Origin of the sequence: Pseudomonas sp. WS 5071 (assembly GCF_012985765.1) — a bacterium.
GTDB lineage: Bacteria > Pseudomonadota > Gammaproteobacteria > Pseudomonadales > Pseudomonadaceae > Aquipseudomonas > Aquipseudomonas lundensis_A.
The window spans coordinates 19,169-37,070 of the sequence record NZ_JAAQWY010000008.1; the positions used below are offsets into that span (position 1 = coordinate 19,169).

General features: G+C 58.9%; 9 protein-coding genes, 1 other RNA gene and 2 pseudogenes. 8 read left to right on the plus strand and 4 right to left on the minus strand.

What is annotated here, in order from left to right; translation table 11 throughout:
* Nucleotides 1-184: 184 nt before the first annotated feature.
* On the plus strand, nt 185-952 hold the full coding sequence (locus HBN61_RS06825) for a GntR family transcriptional regulator (protein ID WP_094994560.1): 768 nt from the start codon (nt 185-187) through the stop codon (nt 950-952).
* 140 nt (nt 953-1,092) lie between these two features.
* On the opposite strand, the gene guaD is transcribed toward HBN61_RS06825, so the two are convergent.
* The 4 genes from guaD to xdhA are packed head-to-tail and all read right to left on the minus strand — an operon-like array spanning nt 1,093 to nt 7,051.
* The gene (gene guaD / locus HBN61_RS06830) at nt 1,093-2,391 is read right to left on the minus strand and encodes a guanine deaminase (RefSeq protein ID WP_169965364.1); all 1,299 of its coding nucleotides are present in this window, start codon (nt 2,389-2,391) and stop codon (nt 1,093-1,095) included.
* A gap of 8 nt (nt 2,392-2,399) precedes the next feature.
* A complete protein-coding gene (xdhC, locus tag HBN61_RS06835) occupies nt 2,400-3,242 on the minus strand; it encodes a xanthine dehydrogenase accessory protein XdhC (RefSeq protein ID WP_094994558.1) in 843 nt (280 codons plus the stop codon).
* Nucleotides 3,235-5,604, minus strand: coding sequence for a xanthine dehydrogenase molybdopterin binding subunit (xdhB, locus tag HBN61_RS06840; protein ID WP_170046403.1), 2,370 nt, complete (start codon nt 5,602-5,604; stop codon nt 3,235-3,237). Before xdhB ends, xdhC begins: the two co-directional genes overlap by 8 nt.
* Nucleotides 5,597-7,051, minus strand: coding sequence for a xanthine dehydrogenase small subunit (gene xdhA / locus HBN61_RS06845; protein WP_170046404.1), 1,455 nt, complete (start codon nt 7,049-7,051; stop codon nt 5,597-5,599). The genes xdhB and xdhA overlap by 8 nt, the downstream gene beginning before the upstream one ends.
* 233 nt (nt 7,052-7,284) lie before the next feature.
* Here xdhA and HBN61_RS06850 point away from each other — a divergent pair, with 233 nt between their 5' ends.
* From HBN61_RS06850 to HBN61_RS22925, 7 genes and pseudogenes are all read left to right on the plus strand, one after another.
* Nucleotides 7,285-7,944, plus strand: coding sequence for a GntR family transcriptional regulator (locus HBN61_RS06850; RefSeq protein ID WP_094994555.1), 660 nt, complete (start codon nt 7,285-7,287; stop codon nt 7,942-7,944).
* Nucleotides 7,945-7,946: 2 nt separating this feature from the next.
* Nucleotides 7,947-11,435, plus strand: a complete 3,489-nt coding sequence (gene smc / locus HBN61_RS06855; protein WP_170046405.1) for a chromosome segregation protein SMC — start codon at nt 7,947-7,949, stop codon at nt 11,433-11,435.
* A gap of 257 nt (nt 11,436-11,692) precedes the next feature.
* Complete coding sequence (gene zipA, locus HBN61_RS06860; protein WP_169965258.1) at nt 11,693-12,583, plus strand: cell division protein ZipA; 891 nt, start codon at nt 11,693-11,695, stop codon at nt 12,581-12,583.
* A 96-nt stretch (nt 12,584-12,679) separates the two neighbouring features.
* Nucleotides 12,680-15,043, plus strand: coding sequence for an NAD-dependent DNA ligase LigA (gene ligA, locus HBN61_RS06865; protein ID WP_170046406.1), 2,364 nt, complete (start codon nt 12,680-12,682; stop codon nt 15,041-15,043).
* Nucleotides 15,044-15,278: 235 nt separating this feature from the next.
* Nucleotides 15,279-15,375: signal recognition particle sRNA small type (gene ffs, locus HBN61_RS06870), an RNA gene on the plus strand.
* Between the two features lie 973 nt (nt 15,376-16,348).
* Nucleotides 16,349-16,612, plus strand: a pseudogene (locus HBN61_RS22920) (PAS domain-containing protein); the annotation flags it as partial.
* Nucleotides 16,613-16,954: 342 nt separating this feature from the next.
* Nucleotides 16,955-17,896, plus strand: a pseudogene (locus HBN61_RS22925) (methyl-accepting chemotaxis protein); the annotation flags it as partial.
* Nucleotides 17,897-17,902 lie beyond the last annotated feature (6 nt).

Genomic DNA, 17,902 nt, shown 5'->3' on the forward strand with positions numbered 1-17,902 from the left:
GCCTAAACGCAAAGGTTACACTTCATTGCAATACAGCCGCGGCTGCAAACAGCCGTACAGTCGTACTGGCAATCTGGGTTGTGTACAATGCGCGCTGTTTTTTAGTATTAATTCATTACCAGCGACGCTCGTTTACGGACTAACGTAAACCCTCATACGCCGCCGCTATCCCACACGAGACCTCATGAACGAACAGTTGCAGCCCCTCAAGAAATCCACCCGCACTGGCAAGGCCGGTCGCAGCGGCACTCAGGACGATATTGTCTACGCGCATATTTTTGAGGCCATCCTCGAACAGCGATTGGCGCCGGGGACCAAGCTGAGTGAAGAAGCGCTGGGTGAAATTTTTGGGGTGAGCCGCACCATCATTCGCCGTGCACTGTCGCGTTTGGCCCATGAAGGCGTGGTGTTGTTGCGCCCTAACCGAGGTGCCGTCGTGGCCAGCCCCAGCATTGACGAAGCGCGGCAGGTGTTTTTTGCCCGGCGTCTGGTCGAGAAAGCCATCACTGAACTGGCCGTGGAGCACGCCTCAGCCGACGACCTCGCTGACTTGCGCAAGATGGTCCAGGACGAACGCGACAGTTTCTCGCGCGGGGACCGCGGAGCGGGGATTCGGCTGTCGGGCGAGTTTCACCTCAAGCTGGCCGAAGCGGCAAAGAATGCACCGTTGATCAGCTTTCAACGCAGCCTGGTGTCCCAGACCTCGCTGATCATTGCGCAGTATGAGAGCGGCAACCGTTCCCATTGCTCCTATGACGAGCACATGCAACTGATCGACGCGATTGAGGCGCGTAATGGCGAGCTGGCCGTGAGCCTGATGATGCACCACATGGATCACATCGACAGCAAGCTCAACCTCGACGAAGAAAGCGCCTCCGACGATTTGCACGCTGTGTTCTCACATTTGCTGCAAACCAAAGGCAAACCGACACGCCCCTCGGCCAAGTTGTAACGGGAGGGGTACAGTCGCTGTCCAGGCGCAAGGTTGCAGTACGGCCAGAGCGTCCGTAAACCCTGGGCCCTCGATATGCCTGAAACACCCATGAGTTGCAACGTCGCCCTGCGTGTCAGTGACGACGCAGGGCGAGTCTGTCAGCGTTGGTGCACCTTGTTGCCCGCTGCGAAGGTCTGCAGCACGGTGCGGTCGTCGCCCAGTGTCATCAGCACGAACAGGGTTTCAGCGATGCTCTTCGATTGCTTCAGGCGATAGCTGAGCAAGGGTGTTGCGTTGTAGTCCAGCACGACAAAATCCGCGTCAGTGCCCGGCTGCAGGGTGCCAATGCGATCTTCCAGGCGCAGTGCCCGTGCGCCACCCAATGTAGCCAGATACAACGACTTGAACGGGTTCAGGCGCAGCCCTTGCAGTTGCATGACTTTGTAGGCTTCGTTCAGGGTATTGAGCAGCGAAAAACTGGTGCCGGCACCTACATCCGTGCCCAGCCCTACGTTGAGGTTGTGCTTCTCAGCCATGGGCAGGTTAAACAGGCCGCTGCCGAGGAACAGGTTTGACGTCGGGCAAAAGGCCACGGCCGAACCGGTTTCCGCCAACCGTGCACACTCGTCATCACACAGGTGCACGCCATGGGCAAATACCGAGCGTTCGCCCAGCAGTTGGTAATGGTCATACACATCCAGATAGCCTTTGCGTTCAGGGAACAGGGATTTCACCCACTCAATTTCCTGAAGGTTCTCGCTGATATGCGTGTGCAAGTACAGGTCCGGGTATTCGCCCAACAGCTTGCCAGCCAGCGTGAGTTGTTCCGGTGTGCTGGTGGGCGCGAAGCGCGGGGTGACGGCGTAATGCAAACGCCCCTTGCCATGCCAGCGCTCAATCAGTGCCTTGCTCTCGCTGTATCCGGTTTCTGCGGTGTCTGTCAGATAGTCCGGCGCATTGCGGTCCATCATCACTTTGCCCGCGATTAGACGCAGGTCCAGACGCTGTGCAGCTTCGAACAGGGCGTCGACGGATTGCGGGTGCACGCTGCCAAATACCAGCGCTGTCGTCGTGCCGTTGCGCAGCAACTCCTTGAGGAACACCTGCGCGACTTCTTGCGCATGGTCTTTGTCGGCAAACTGGCTCTCACACGGGAAGGTGTAGGTGTTCAGCCAGTCAAGGAGCTGTTCGCCGTAGGAGCCAATCATGCCGGTCTGCGGGAAATGGATGTGTGTATCAATGAAGCCCGGCGTGATCAGCGCGTCGCTGTAAGTGGTCACATCGACGTCAGACGCTAAGGACGGCAACAGGTCGCAGGCGTTGCCTACGGCTTTGATCTGACCGTTTTCAACGACCAGCAAGCCATCTTCGAAGTATTCATAAGAGGCATCGATCCCGACCTGCGCCGGGTCGGCGATGCTGTGCAGGAGGGCGGCGCGGTAGGCTTTACAAGTCATCATGTTTCTCAGTTCGTGGCCTGGCTGCGTCGCGAGGACGGCAGCAGTCGTTTAATGGGTTCAACGCTTGCACCCGGTTGACCGAAGTGGGCGTTGTAGGTGGCGATAATTTCGCCGGCGATGGAGATGGCGATTTCAATTGGCAGTTTGCCTTTGACTTCGCTCAACCCCATGGGGCAGCGCATGCGCTGCAAATGGGGGGCGCTGATGCCTCGGTCGCGCAGTCGATGCTCGAACTTCAGGCGTTTGGTGCGAGAACCAATCAAGCCGAAGTAGGCAAAGTCGTTGCGCATGAGTAAGGCTGCACTGAGTTCCAGATCCAGTGCGTGATTATGCGTCATGACGATGCAGTAGCAACCCGCGGGTAGCGCTTTGATTTCATCCACGGGCTCATCGGTCACGATTGTTTGCACACCTGCCGGAATCAGCGCCGGAAATTCCTGTTCGCGTTCATCGATCCAGCGAATGCGGCAGGGCAGGCTGGCGAGCAGCGGCACCAGCGCCCGGGCGACATGACCGGCGCCAAATACCGCAATCTGCGCGTGCACCTGGCCCATCGGCTCAAACAACAGAACGGCGACGCCGCCGCAACATTGCCCGAGGCTGGCGCCGAGGCTGAAGCGTTGTAGGTCGGGCGCCTGCTTGCCGTTGGCCAGCATGTCGCGGGCGATCTGCATGGCTTTGTATTCCAGATGGCCCCCGCCGATGGTGTCAAAGGCTTGCGCGGCGCTGATGACCATTTTCGACCCGGCATTACGCGGCGTTGAGCCCTGTTCTTCAATGATCGTAACCAAAACGCAGGGTTCACCCTGGCGTTGCAGGTCGGCAAGGGCGCTGATCCAGTTATGCATGGCGTTCACCGTGCTGACGCATTTGCTCGCAGCCCCACAGTACGCGTTCGGGGGTCGCGGGTGCGTCGATAGCGGGTTGCACGCGGTAGTCTGCCAGGCTCGCCACGGCATCTTTGATCGCGCACCACGCGGCGATGCCGAGCATAAACGGCGGCTCGCCCACGGCCTTGGAATGGAACACGGTGTCTTCCGGGTTTTTGCGGTTTTCGACCAGCTTTACCCGCAGGTCCAGCGGCATGTCGGCGACCGCGGGAATTTTGTAGCTGGCGGGGCCGCTGGTCATCAACTTGCCTTTGGCGTTCCACACCAGCTCTTCCATGGTCAGCCAGCCAGCGCCTTGCAGGTAGCCGCCTTCAACCTGACCGATGTCGATGGCGGGGTTAAGGGAAGCACCGACGTCATGCAGGATGTCGGTGCGCAACATTTTGTATTCGCCGGTCAGGGTGTCGACGATCACTTCGGCGCAGGCTGCGCCAAAGGCGTAGTAGTAAAACGGTCGGCCCCGGGCCTGGCTACGGTCGTAGTAGATTTTCGGGGTCTTGTAGTAACCGGTGCTCGACAGGGACACCTGACCGAAATACGCCTGCTGGATCAAGGCGTCGAAACTCAGCAGCAGGTCGCCTGCGCGCACCTGCCCGTTGTGGAACTGCACCGCCTGTTCACTGACCGCATATTTTTTAGCCGCAAAGGCAATCAGCCGTTGCTTGATGGTTTCGGCCGCATTTTGCGCAGCCTTGCCATTGAGATCTGCTCCGCTGGATGCCGCCGTGGGCGAGGTGTTAGGCACTTTGTCGGTATTAGTGGCAGTGATCTGTACGCGGCTGATGTCCACCTGGAAGACTTCGGCCACCACTTGCGCGACCTTGGTGTTCAGCCCCTGACCCATCTCTGTGCCGCCATGGTTCAGGTGAATGCTGCCGTCCGTGTAAATGTGGATCAGCGCGCCTGCCTGATTGAGAAAGCTGGCAGTAAAGGAAATCCCGAACTTGACCGGTGTCAGTGCAAGGCCTTTTTTCAGGATCGGGCTGTTGGCATTGAACACCCTGATTGCCTCGCGCCGCTCGGCGTATTGGCTGCTGGCTTCAAGGTCGGCGGTCATTTCTTCCAGCAGGTTGTGCTCCACGGTCTGGTAATAGTGGGTCACGTTGCGCTCGGTCTTGCCGTAGTAGTTGGTTTTGCGCACGGCCAGCGGGTCGAGCCCCAGATGGCGGGCGATGTGGTCCATGACCTGCTCGATGGCCACCATCCCTTGCGGGCCGCCGAACCCCCGGTACGCGGTATTGGAGGCGGTGTTGGTTTTGCAACGATGGCCATGGATGGTGGCATCGCCCAGGTAGTAGGCGTTGTCGGCGTGAAACATGGCGCGGTCGACAATCGAGGCAGATAAATCGGGTGAATAACCGCAGTTGCCCGCCAGGTCCAGTTGAATGCCTTGCAACCGGCCGCTGGCGTCGAAACCTACATCGTATTCCACGTAAAAGGGGTGGCGCTTGCCGGTCATGTGCATGTCTTCGGCCCGTGGCAGGCGCATTTTGGCCGGCTGCCCGGTGAGGCGCGCGACCACGGCGCACAGGCAGGCAGGGCTGGCGGCCTGCGTTTCCTTTCCACCAAAGCCGCCGCCCATGCGGCGCATGTCGACCATGATGTTATTCATTGGAACATCGAGTACGAGTGCCACCAGTTTCTGGATTTCGGTGGGGTTTTGGGTTGAGCAGTACACGATCATGCCGCCGTCTTCAGTGGGCATGACCGAGGAGATCTGGGTTTCCAGATAGAAGTGTTCCTGTCCCCCGATATGCAGCGTGCCTTTAAGCCGATGTTCGGCGTGGGCCAGCGCCATGGCCGAGTCCCCGCGCTGATGGGTGTGGCTGGCGAGGACAAAGTGTTGGCTGCGCAAGGCTTGCACCACATCGAGTACCGGTTCCAGGTCCTCGAATTCGATGATGGCGGCCATCGCGGCGTTGCGCGCGGTCTCCAGGTCGCGGGCAGCGACAGCCAGCACGGGCTGGCCAACAAACTCCACAGTGTCGATGGCCAGCAATGGGTCGCCGGGCAGCAGCGGGCCGATATCTTTCAGGCCGGGGATGTCTTCATGGGTGATGACCAGTCGCACGCCTTCAAATGCGTAGCAGGGCGCGGTGTCGATGCTGATGATCCTGGCGTGCGCCCGATCAGACAGGCGCGCGTAGAGATGCAGCTGGTTGGGAAACTCCAGTCGGTCGTCAATGTATTGCGCTTCCCCGGACACATGCTTTTCGGCGCTGTCATGTTTGACGCTGCGGCCTACCCCGGTTTTCAGGTCCTGCGCGAAAAGGGCGGTCAGTTCGGCCTGGGACAGCTCGACGGTGCGATGGTTAGACATACGCTGTCACCCGCGTTTCGAGGGTTGGGGTTTGCAGTTCGAGGAAGTACTTGCGCAGCAGGTTTTGCGCGGTCAGCAAGCGGTATTCCTTGCTGGCGCGAAAGTCCGACAGCGGCGTGAAGTCCTCGGCGAGTGCCCGGCAGGCGCGCTCGACGCTGGCGTTGTCAAAGCGGTTGCCAATCAGCGCGGTTTCGCAGGCGCGGGCGCGCTTTGGTGTAGCCGCCATGCCGCCGAAAGCGATCCGCGCGCCGGTGACTGTTCCGTTGTCGAGGGTCAGGTTAAAGGCTGCGCACACGGCACTGATGTCGTCGTCCAGCCGTTTCGACACTTTGTATGCGCGAAAGGTGTGGTCGGCGGTGGCGCGAGGAACAATGATTTTCTCGATGAATTCGCCCTCTTGCCGGGCGGTCACGCGGTAATCAATAAAGTAATCCTCAAGTGGCAGGCTTCGGCAGGTGCCGCCCTTGCGCAGCACGAGGCTGGCCCCCAAAGCAATTAACAAGGGCGGTGTGTCGCCAATCGGGGAGGCGTTGCCAATGTTGCCGCCCAGCGTGCCTTGATTGCGGATTTGCAATGAGGCAAAGCGCTGTAGCAGCTCGCCGAAATCCGGGTATTGCGTGGTGAGCAGGGAGGAGGCGTCGGTGAGGGTGACGGCTGCACCGATCTCGATGCGGTCCTCAATGATTTCAATGCGCTTCATGTCGGCCACGTGGCCCACGTAGATCATCACCGGCAGCGGGCGATGGAATTGCGTGACCTCCAGCGCCAGGTCCGTGCCGCCGGCCAGCAGCCGTGCTTGCGGGCAGGCTTCATACAAGTCGGCCAGGTCGCTGAGGGTGAGTGGCAGCAAGCAGCGTTTATCGCCGCTATTAAGCTCGGCGGTCTGCTGGGGGGCGATGGCGTTGAGGGCGGCCAGGGTCGCCTGCTCGCGTGCATCAAATTGGTCACCGCTCTGCACCGAACAGGCGCGTTCGGCGGCGGCCAGAATCGGCCGATAGCCGGTGCAGCGGCACAGATTACCGGCCAGCGCTTCATGGGCCTGATAGGCGTCGGGTTGGGTGCTGTTCTTTTGCAACGCAAACAGGGACATCACAACGCCGGGGGTGCAGAACCCGCACTGCGAGCCATGGCACTCGACCATGGCGCTTTGCACGCTGTGCAATTGGCCTTGATGCTTGAGGTCTTCCACGCAGATCAATTGCTTGCCGTGCAGCGCCGACACGAAGGTCAGGCATGCGTTGAGACTGCGATAACGCACGCGTTGCTGGCCCTGCGGGTCGGTGTGGATTTCGCCCACGACCACCGTGCAGGCTCCACAGTCGCCACTGGCGCAGCCTTCCTTGGTTCCGGGTTTATGCAAATGCTCGCGCAGGTAATTGAGCACGGTCAGGTTCGGGTCCAGCGCGTGCTCGGTACGCAGCGTCTGGTTGAGTAGGAACTGGATCACGGAAGGCCTCGCAAAATCATTATTGTTATCGAGCGGGATGGGCTGAATTTAGTCATAACTGACTCGCGGGTCAAGAAAATGAGCGAAGGCCTGCAAAATGTTGTTCTGCGACGGCGATTACCCATTTATTTGCGGGTTTCGTGCCAAATTCAGCGCAGTGGGCACTCCGCTTGAGCCCGACAAGTGCGTTACACTTCGCCGCCTGCACTGATCAAAGATTTTGAAGGTAAAACATGACGTTCAAGGCGCCGGATAGCCTCGCCGAGCAAATCGCTCATCACCTCGCCGAACGGATCATTCGGGGCGAGTTACAGCCAGGGGAACGCATTCAGGAACAGAAGGTGACGCTGGCGCTCAATGTCAGCCGAGGCTCTGTGCGCGAAGCGTTGCTGATCCTCGAGCGTCGGCACCTGATCGCCATCCTGCCGCGACGCGGCGCGCACGTCACCGAACTCACTGCACACAAAGTACAGAGCCTGTGCACGTTGATGAGCGAGCTGTATATCCTGCTGGGCAATGCCGTGGCGCAGCGCTGGGCGGTTCAGGCCGATCTCGGGCCGTTCCTGCAAATCCAGCAGCGCCTGACCGCCAGCCTTGAGCGCCAGGACATCAGCGCGTTTGTTGAAGACAGCTTCAATGTCATGCGCGCGGCCTATCCGTTTGCCAACAACCCGTACCTGCAAGAAACCGTCGAGAACCTGCATCCGGCCATGAGCCGTGCCTATTACCTGGCACTGGAACAACGCAAGGCGGCGATGAGTGAATTCCTGGCCCTCTTTGCGCAGCTGCTTGACGCCGTACTGGCCCGTGATCTGCCGAAGATCCGCCTGGTACTCGGCAGCTACGCCCAGCGCAGTTGCGATTTGGTGCTGACTGCCTTGACGGTTGCCTGAGCGTGCGGCTCAAGTGCATCAAGCTGGCCGGTTTCAAATCGTTCGTCGACCCGACGACGGTTAACTTTCCGAGCAATATGGCGGCAGTGGTCGGCCCCAATGGCTGCGGCAAATCGAACATCATCGACGCCGTGCGCTGGGTCATGGGCGAAAGCTCAGCCAAAAATTTGCGCGGCGAATCGATGACCGATGTCATCTTCAATGGCTCGACCAGCCGCAAACCCGTGAGTCAGGCCAGTATCGAACTGGTGTTCGACAACGCCGACGGTACGCTGCTGGGCGAGTACGCGGCCTACGCTGAGATTTCGATCCGGCGCAAAGTGACCCGCGACAGCCAGACCACGTATTACCTCAATGGCACCAAGTGCCGGCGCCGTGATATCACCGACATTTTCCTCGGTACGGGCCTGGGGCCGCGCAGTTACTCAATCATCGAGCAGGGCATGATCTCGAAACTGATCGAGTCCAAGCCCGAAGACCTGCGTAATTTTATCGAAGAAGCGGCGGGTATCTCCAAGTACAAGGAGCGCCGCCGCGAGACCGAAAACCGTATCCGCCGCACCCACGAAAACCTCGCCCGTCTGACAGACCTGCGTGAAGAGTTGGGGCGGCAGTTGGAGCGCCTGCACCGTCAGGCCCAGGCGGCGGAGAAGTACCAAGAATACAAAGCCGAGGAGCGTCAGCTCAAAGCGCAACTGTCGGCGCTGCGCTGGCAGGCCCTGAACGAACAGGTCGGCCAGCGCGAAGCGGTCATCGGTAATCAGGAGGTTAGCTTCGAAGCCCTGGTGGCCGAGCAGCGTAATGCTGATGCGAGCATCGAGCGTCTGCGCGACGGGCACCATGATCTGTCAGAGCGCTTCAATCTGGTGCAGGGCCGTTTCTACTCCGTGGGGGGCGACATTGCCCGCGTCGAACAAAGCATTCAACACGGCCAGCAACGGTTGCGCCAATTGCAGGACGACCTGCGTGAAGCTGAACGTTCGCGTCTTGAAACCGAATCGCACTTGGGTCACGACCGTACGCTGCTTGCCACGCTGGGTGAAGAACTGGCGATGCTTGAGCCCGAGCAGGCGCTCACCAGCGCCGCCGCCGAAGAAGCGGGTGCGGCGCTCGAGGAATCTGAAGTCACCATGCAGGCCTGGCAAGAGCAGTGGGATGCGTTCAACTTGCGCAGTGCCGAGCCGCAGCGTCAATCCGAAGTGTTGCAAGCGCGGATTCAGCAACTGGAAACCAGCATGGAGCGCGTTGCAGAGCGCCAGCGTCGTCTGGCTGAAGAGCGCACCTTGCTGGCGGCCGACCCTGAAGACGCGGCCATTCTCGAGCTGAGCGAATTGCTGGCCACCAGCGAACTCACCCACGAAGAACTGCAAGGCACTGAAGAACAGCTTGTGGAGCGTCTGGAGCAGGTGCGTCACGACTTGCAGCAAGCTACCCACAATCAGCAGCAGGCGCAGGGCGACTTGCAGCGGCTTAATGGCCGTTTGGCATCGCTGGAGGCGCTGCAGCAGGCTGCCCTCGATCCGGGCACTGGCACGGGTGAGTGGCTGCGTGAGCATCAACTCAGCCAGCAACCGCGTCTGGCTGAGGGCTTGCGCGTTGAGCCGGGCTGGGAGCTGGCAGTCGAAACGGTCTTGGGCGCCGACCTGCAAGCGGTGCTGGTTGACGAGTTTGCACCGCTTGATCTGGCGGGGTTTACCCAGGGCGATCTGCGCCTGTTCAGCGCAGGCACGCCCGGCCACGCGCAAGCAGGCAGTTTGCTCGACAAGGTTGAATCAGCGTTCGACCTCGCACCCTGGCTGGGTCAGGTCAAGCCGGTCGATACCCTCGAGCAGGCACTGGCCTTGCGCTCGCAGCTGGCTGAGGGGCAAAGCCTGATCAGTCGCGATGGCTTTTGGGTGGGGCGTACGTTTTTGCGCGTGCGCCGTGCCAGTGAAGCGGAAAGCGGGGTGCTGGCCCGTGGCCAGGAAATACAGCGTCTGGAGCATGAGCGCGATACGCGCGAAGCCACGTTGGCAACCCTTGAGGAGCAGTTGCAGCAGTTGCGCGAGCAGCAACTGACTCAAGAAGACGCCCGCGAGCAAGTGCGTCGGCGCTTGCAGGATGAAGCGCGTCAACAGGGTGAAATCAAGGCCAGGCTCTCGGCCAGTAAAGCCAAGGTCGAGCAATTGACCCTGCGCCGTCGTCGTCTGGATGAAGAGTTGGCTGAGCTGGGTGAGCAGCGCGCGTTGGAGCATGAGCAGGTCGGTGAGGCGCGCCTGCAATTGCAGGAAGCGCTGGACGCCATGGCCACGGATACCGAGCAGCGTGAGCTGTTATTGGCCCGGCGCGACAGCTTGCGTGAGCGTCTTGACCGGGTGCGTCAGGACGCTCGCCAGCACAAGGACCACGCCCACCAATTGGCTGTACGGCTCGGGTCGCTCAAGGCGCAGCACGATTCCACGCGGCAGGCCCTTGAACGTCTGGAGTTGCAATCGGAGCGTCTGGCTGAAAAACGCGAGCAACTCACGCTTAACCTCGAAGAGGGTGAGGCGCCTCTGGAAGAGCTGCGCCTGAAACTCGAAGAGTTGCTCGACAAGCGCCTGAGTGTGGACGAAGAGCTTAAAGTCGCGCAAACCGCCCTTGAAGACGCCGATCGCGAATTGCGCGAAGCTGAAAAACGGCGTAATCAGGCCGAGCAGCAATCGCAACTGATTCGCGGCCAGCTCGAACAGCAGCGCATGGACTGGCAAGCGCTGACCGTGCGACGCACCGCGTTACAAGATCAATTGCTGGCTGATGGTTATGACTTGCACGGAGTGCTGGCCACCTTGAGCAATGCGTTAAACGAGCAGCAGGCCGAAGAAGAGCTGGAACGTATTGCCGCGCGTATTCAGCGTTTGGGCGCGATTAACCTTGCGGCCATCGACGAGTACCAGCAGCAGTCCGAACGCAAACGCTATCTGGATGCCCAGGATGCGGATTTGGTGGAAGCACTTGAAACGCTGGAAAACGTCATTCGCAAGATCGACAAAGAAACCCGCAGCCGCTTCAAAGACACCTTTGATCAGATAAATGGTGGATTACAGGCACTTTTCCCAAAAGTTTTCGGTGGTGGCAGCGCTTACTTGGAACTGACGGGCGAAGATTTACTCGATACAGGGGTAACGATCATGGCGCGGCCGCCAGGCAAGAAGAACAGCACCATCCATTTGTTATCGGGTGGTGAGAAGGCATTGACCGCGTTGGCGCTGGTTTTTGCCATCTTCAAATTGAACCCGGCACCGTTTTGCATGCTCGATGAAGTGGATGCGCCGCTTGATGATGCGAACGTAGGGCGTTATGCCCGTCTGGTTAAAGAGATGTCTCAGACGGTGCAGTTCATCTACATCACCCACAACAAAATCGCCATGGAAATGGCCGATCAGTTGATGGGGGTGACGATGCACGAGCCCGGTTGTTCGCGTCTGGTGGCTGTGGATGTCGAGGAGGCCATGGCAATGGTGGATGCTTGAGCTATAAGCAAAGAGGGTCAAAAAAATCTTTGTGTAGGATATTTCCCAAAGAGCTGACCGATTTGGATTGCATGCTTGTAGGGCTTCGGCATAGCCCAATGCGACAGACGGTGTAAAGTTATCTTTGGTCGTGCTAATTTAGCGTCTAATTTTTTTATACGTGGGTAAAACGCCATTCAGAACATAGAGTTGGCGCCACGTTTTAAAGGGCTTTAGGCTCTTCTTCATAGAGTCATTTTTTAGGGGCACGGGATTACATGGAAATCGGTCTGCGCGAGTGGCTGATCGTCATCGGCATAGTGGTCATCGCCGGTATTCTTTTCGATGGCTGGCGCCGGATGCGCGGTGGCAAAGGCAAGCTCAAGTTTCGTCTTGATCGCAGCTTTTCCAACTTGCCCGACGAGGAGGAGACCAGCGCCGAGCTGCTGGGGCCTCCGCGAGTGCTGGACACCCCGCATCACAAGGAGCCGCAGCTCGATGAGCATGACCTGCCATCAGTGAGCATGCCGCCGCGTGAGAAAGGTGCCAAGCGCGGCAAACGCGGTAGCGAGCCAAGCCAGGGCGACTTGAACCTCAATCTGGACCTGGAAGACGACGGCCCGAGCCTCAGCGCCGCCCGTGATGACTTCCCGGCAGAATCCAAGCCTTCTCGCGGTCGTGCCACGGCAAGCCCGTCGGTGTCGGCAGTTGCAGAAGAGAAAGAGCCGCCGCAAGCCGCAGAGGAAGTACTGGTCATTAGCGTCATCAGTCGTGACCCGGCTGGCTTCAAGGGGCCGGCCCTGTTGCAGAATATTCTGGAAAGCGGTCTGCGCTTTGGCGAGATGGACATCTTCCACCGCCACGAAAGCATGGCCGGTAATGGTGAAGTGCTGTTCTCGATGGCCAACGCTGTTAAGCCGGGTGTATTCGATCTGGACGATATCGATCTCTTCAGTACGCCTGCGGTGAGTTTTTTCCTGGGGCTGCCGGGGCCGCGCCATCCCAAGCAGGCGTTTGATGTGATGGTGGCAGCGGCACGCAAGCTGTCGCAGGAACTGAACGGCGAGCTCAAGGATGACCAGCGCAGTGTGTTGACGGCGCAAACCATTGAGCATTACCGCCAGCGCATCGTTGAATTTGAACGTCGCGCATTGACACAAAAACGCTAAGCGCAGTGGGAGTCAGCCTGTTTGCTCCCACGCAAACGCGAATGAATTAACTCAAGAGCAGCCTCGGCTGCTCTTTTGCATTGTGAGAACACCCCCATGACCGCCGCCCATGACCGAATCCTAGCGCTGCGCGCTGAACTGGATCAGCACAACTATCGCTACCACGTGCTCGACGAGCCGAGCATCCCGGACGCCGAATACGATCGTCTGTTCAATGAGCTCAAAGCGCTGGAGGCCCAGTATCCCGAGTGGGTCACGCCTGACTCCCCGACGCAACGGGTGGGCAGCGCTGCGTTGTCAGCCTTCACTCAGGTCCGGCATGAAGTGCCGATGCTGAGCCTGGGCAACGCCTTCGATGAAGCGGACATGCGCGAGTTCGACCGCCGGGTCAATGAAGGGCTGGACTTGCCGGCCGGTGACTTGTTCGGCGCCGGCGCCGGTGCCGAGGTCGAATACAGCTGCGAGCCCAAGCTGGACGGTCTGGCGGTAAGTCTGTTGTATCAGGACGGGCATTTGGTGCGCGGTGCCACGCGGGGGGATGGGACCACGGGTGAAGACATCAGTATCAACGTGCGTACCGTGCGCAACATTCCGCTCAAGCTGCAGGGCAGTGGCTGGCCTGCAGTGTTAGAGGTGCGCGGCGAAGTCTTCATGTCCAAGGCCGGGTTTGAGCGCCTGAACGAAGCCCAGATGGCGGCGGGCGGCAAAACGTTCGCTAACCCGCGCAATGCGGCGGCGGGCAGCCTGCGGCAGCTGGACTCGAAAATCACTGCCAGCCGTCCGTTGGAATTCTGCTGTTACGGTTTGGGGCAGGTGTCTGAAGAGTTTGCTGACACGCACATCGGCAATCTTAAGCAATTGCAAAAATGGGGCATGCCTATCAGTCATGAGCTGAAGCTGGCCAAGGGCATTGCCGAGTGTCTGGAGTATTACCGCGACATCGGTGAGCGTCGCGCGTCGTTGCCCTATGAAATCGATGGCGTGGTGTTCAAGGTCAACAGCCTGGCCTCGCAGCGTGAGCTTGGTTTCCGTGCCCGCGAACCGCGTTGGGCCATCGCCCATAAGTTTCCGGCGATGGAGGAACTGACCGAGCTGCTGGATGTTGAGTTTCAGGTAGGCCGAACCGGCGCCGTCACCCCGGTGGCACGTTTGAAGCCGGTGAAGGTGGCTGGCGTGACAGTGTCCAATGCAACGTTGCACAACATGGACGAAGTGGCGCGTCTGGGGTTGATGATCGGCGATACCGTCATCATTCGCCGTGCAGGCGATGTGATCCCGCAGGTGGTGCAGGTGGTGCTGGACCGCCGGCCGGACTCTGCACGGCCGGTGCACATTCCTGAAAACTGCCCGGTGTGCGGTTCGCATGTCGAGCGCACACAGCTGATCAAACGCAGCAAAGGCCGCGAAACAGTCAGTGAGGGCGCGGTCTACCGTTGCGTGGGCCGTCTGGCCTGCGGGGCGCAGCTTAAGCAGGCGATCATTCACTTCGTTTCGCGCCGGGCGATGGATATTGAAGGGTTGGGTGAAAAAAGCGTTGAGCAGTTGGTGGACGAAGGCTTGGTGCGTTCACCGGCTGATCTGTACATTTTGAATTTCGATCAGATTGTCGAGCTGGACGGCTTTGCCGAGTTGTCGACCAAAAATCTGCTGGCCGCCATCGCTGACAGTAAACGTCCGACACTGGCCCGCTTTATCTATGCGCTGGGCATTCCGGACGTGGGCGAGGAAACGGCCAAAGTGCTGGCGCGCTCGCTGGCTTCGCTGGAGCGCGTCCAGCAGGCGTTGCCGCAGGTACTCACGTACTTGCCGGATGTGGGGCTGGAGGTCGCCCACGAGATTCACAGCTTCTTCAGCGATGAACACAACCGGCAGGTGATCCGCCAGTTGCTGGAGCGAGGGCTTGAGTTGCAGGATCAGGGCGATCTGGGGGCTGAGTTTGCCGCGAGTGCGACATTGGGCGGCTTGATCGACAAGCTGCATATCCCGTTTGTAGGGCCGGGCGGCGCGCAAAAGCTGGCGGACAAGTTTGGTTCGCTGCAAGGCGTGATCGACGCTGACTGGCTGGACATGCGTCAGGCGCTGCCGGAGAAGCAGGCCAAGGCGGTGCGCGCGTTTTTTGACCAGCCTGAGAATGTCCGCCAGGCGCTGGCGATTGAGGCGCAACTGCGCGATTTCGGCATGCACTGGCAGAGCGAGAAAAAAACCGTGGAAGGCTTGCCCCTGGCAGGGCAGACCTGGGTCTTGACCGGTTCGCTGGAGCTGATGAGTCGCGATGTGGCCAAGGACAAGCTGGAAAGCCTTGGTGCCAAGGTGTCGGGTTCGGTGTCCGGCAAGACCCACTGCGTGGTCGCGGGGCCGGGTGCGGGATCCAAGTTGGTCAAGGCCAACGAATTGGGGCTCAAGGTGCTGGACGAGGAGGCATTTGTTGCGTTTCTGGCCCGGCAGGGCATCAGCGTGTGAAGGCGCCGATCTGAAACCCCGGCCGTCGCTCGGACGCTGCGCAAGGTTGTGCCTTGCGCAGCGCGCGGCTTCAGGCACGCTCCCTGTTCGCAGGCTCGGGCTGTCTGGCAGCGCTTGCGCAATCCAAGTGCCTGAGCCTGTTCATTTTTTTATTCTTGAATAGGCGGTTGTAACTTTTCCTCAGACAGGTACAATGGCGCCGTTCGCTGCTAGGCGAATGTTGTTATGGTGACCCTATCGGTCCCTCCGCAACGGTTACCCGTGAACCTGGTCAGATCCGGAAGGAAGCAGCCACAGCGGGAACACTGTGTGCCGGGGTGTGGCTGGTGGGGTTGCCTCCATTTCAAATCCCCCGCTTTCTTTCCATGCCCATAGCGCCGCCTCTTGCCTTGCTGTGTGTTTTTTCGTGCGTGATGCTCTGTAAAAAATGTATCTGCGCTCGGTTATGCAGCGTTGAGTACAGCGCTGCGAATGCTCACTGACACCCGTCACGTGTGTTGCCAAGACCTTTCCTCGTCTTTATATGCCTTGCCTGAGCGTCGCTCGTAAGCCTGTCGTACAGACCTCTGCGCTTTGCGAGGGCGAATGCTGCGTTGGTGTAAGCGGGATATGTGCTGATGGTTAAGTAATTAGTGCACTTGCTCTGATTTCATATTTCGAATTTGTCTGTCACTGGTTTTTGCTTCGTCTAGATTCCTAATAAGCCCTGTATTGAACACACTCAAGCCGTTTATGTGCGCTCACGCAGGAGGGTTAAAGCGCCTGCTTATTGTCCGACTTAAACCGTAGGTTATATGTAGATGGAGTTGTTTGGTCGGCTAATGTTTTCCAATTAATAGTCGTTAATGCGTAAAGGTCTTTAGGATGATTCTTAAAAATGGGACCCCTTTATCGTTTTGGTTTGATGAAGTTGTATAGGCTTGGGTGTGCCAGTTACGCGGTGAAAAGTTGAATGTTGATGAGAGGTATTCGTGCAAGGCTCAGAACAAGGCCCGGCGCTGTGCGCGTTTCTTTTGAGCTGTTAAAAATACCTGAGAAAACAACGTGATACGTTGTGTTTTTTGCGGTGTAGAAGATTGTTGTGTTGTCGTCTTACTTGCAATGTTGTGATTAGTTTGTAGAATCGCCGCACTTTGTGAACTTCTTTAAGCCCATCTCTGTTGTTGGAGATTGGGTGCTGTTGCACGTCTGCTTAATTCAGGTTTAAGCGTATTTGCGGTGAGCCTTGGGGTTTTTTCTGTTTTCAATGGCACGCGTGTGCGTGCTGTCCACAGGTGGAGTTTTACTGTGCGCATTAATCTTCCCGTGACCGGTGTCGAGCAAACGTTTCCAGACCATCAACGGCTGATATCGGCCACGGATGTCCACAGTCATATCACGTATTGCAATGCCGAATTCGCGGCCATGAGCGGTTTTGCTCAGGATGAGTTGATCGGCAGTACGCATAACCTGGTGCGACACCCGGATATGCCGGCATCGGTTTTCGAACTGATGTGGCGCTATCTCAAGGCCGGGAAAAGCTGGATGGGCGTCGTCAAAAACCGCTGCAAGAACGGCAACTACTACTGGGTTAGCGCGTATGTAACGCCGATTCTGGAAGGCGGACGTGTGGTCGGGTACGAGTCGGTCCGCGTCAAGCCCACCCGGGAACAGGTCTCCCGCGCTGAAGCACTGTATGCACGTCTGCGTGAAGGCAAGCCTGCCGTGCCGGCGTTGCACCGTGTCGCACAAACAACGGGGGTCCTGTTATTGCCGGTCACCGCTGCCATCGTGTCGATTGCCAGTGCTTATGTGCTACCGACGCTGGCCGCGCAAAGCCTCACGGCGGCGTTGTTTATCGGTGTGGGCATCTGGGGGCATAGCCGCGTAGGTCAGCAATTCCAGCACATCCTCAACGCTTCTGCAGATTCGTTTTCGGACCCGATCAGCGCCAGGGTGTACAGCGACGCCGATGGTGCCGTTGCTCGGGTGCACATGATTTTGATCAGCGAAGAGGCGCGCTTGAAAACCGCACTGACCCGACTGCTGGATCTGGCCAATCAAATGGCCGAAGCGGCGGCGGACTCCAGCCAATTGTCCAGCGACACCGAAAGCGCTTTGTTGCAACAGCGTGCTGAAACGGACATGACCGCTGCCGCCATGACCGAAATGGCCGCATCGATTTCTGAAGTGGCCATGCATGTTCAACACACGGCCGCTGAGGCGAAGACCGCAAACCAATTGGCTGAAGAGGGCAGTTTGGTGGCTGGCACCACCCGTGACGCCATTCAGTTGCTGGCCAACACGGTGAACCAGATCAACGGCGCGGTGGGCAATCTTGCCGGGCAAACCCAGGAAATCATGGTGGCGGCCAGCATGATCCGGGCGATTGCCGATCAAACCAACCTGCTGGCGCTCAATGCCGCCATCGAGGCCGCGCGCGCAGGTGAGCAAGGACGCGGTTTTGCCGTGGTGGCGGATGAAGTTCGAGCTCTTGCGGGCAAAACCCGGGAGTCGACCCAGCAGATCCAGGGCATCATCGAAAACCTGCAAGTGGGCGCCGAGGATGCCGTCAACATTGCCAGTCTGGGTATCAAGGAGGCCGAGCAGGGTGTCCGTCAGGTGCTGCAAGCGCAGGAAGCGCTGCAGGGCATTCGTCAGGCCGTTGAACGCATCACTGACATGAGTCAGCAGATGGCCGCTGCGTCGCAAGAACAGTCTTCGGTTGCCGAAGATGTTTCACGCCAAATCAACAATGTTGCTCAAACCGTGCAAAATACCGCGCAAAACGCCAATGCGGCAGTCGTACGTGGTGGCGAACTCAAGCGAATTTCTACGGGGCTACGGGCCTTGGTGGATCGTTTTAATCGGTAATTGCAA

What these genes read in the sequence shown, in the direction of transcription:
- HBN61_RS06825 (WP_094994560.1), top strand. Translation starts at nt 185, where the DNA reads ATGAACGAACAGTTGCAGCCCCTCAAGAAATCCACCCGCACTGGCAAG.
- guaD (WP_169965364.1), bottom strand. Translation starts at nt 2,391, where the DNA reads ATGACTTGTAAAGCCTACCGCGCCGCCCTCCTGCACAGCATCGCCGAC.
- xdhC (WP_094994558.1), bottom strand. Translation starts at nt 3,242, where the DNA reads ATGCATAACTGGATCAGCGCCCTTGCCGACCTGCAACGCCAGGGTGAA.
- xdhB (WP_170046403.1), bottom strand. Translation starts at nt 5,604, where the DNA reads ATGTCTAACCATCGCACCGTCGAGCTGTCCCAGGCCGAACTGACCGCC.
- HBN61_RS06850 (WP_094994555.1), top strand. Translation starts at nt 7,285, where the DNA reads ATGACGTTCAAGGCGCCGGATAGCCTCGCCGAGCAAATCGCTCATCAC.
- zipA (WP_169965258.1), top strand. Translation starts at nt 11,693, where the DNA reads ATGGAAATCGGTCTGCGCGAGTGGCTGATCGTCATCGGCATAGTGGTC.
- ligA (WP_170046406.1), top strand. Translation starts at nt 12,680, where the DNA reads ATGACCGCCGCCCATGACCGAATCCTAGCGCTGCGCGCTGAACTGGAT.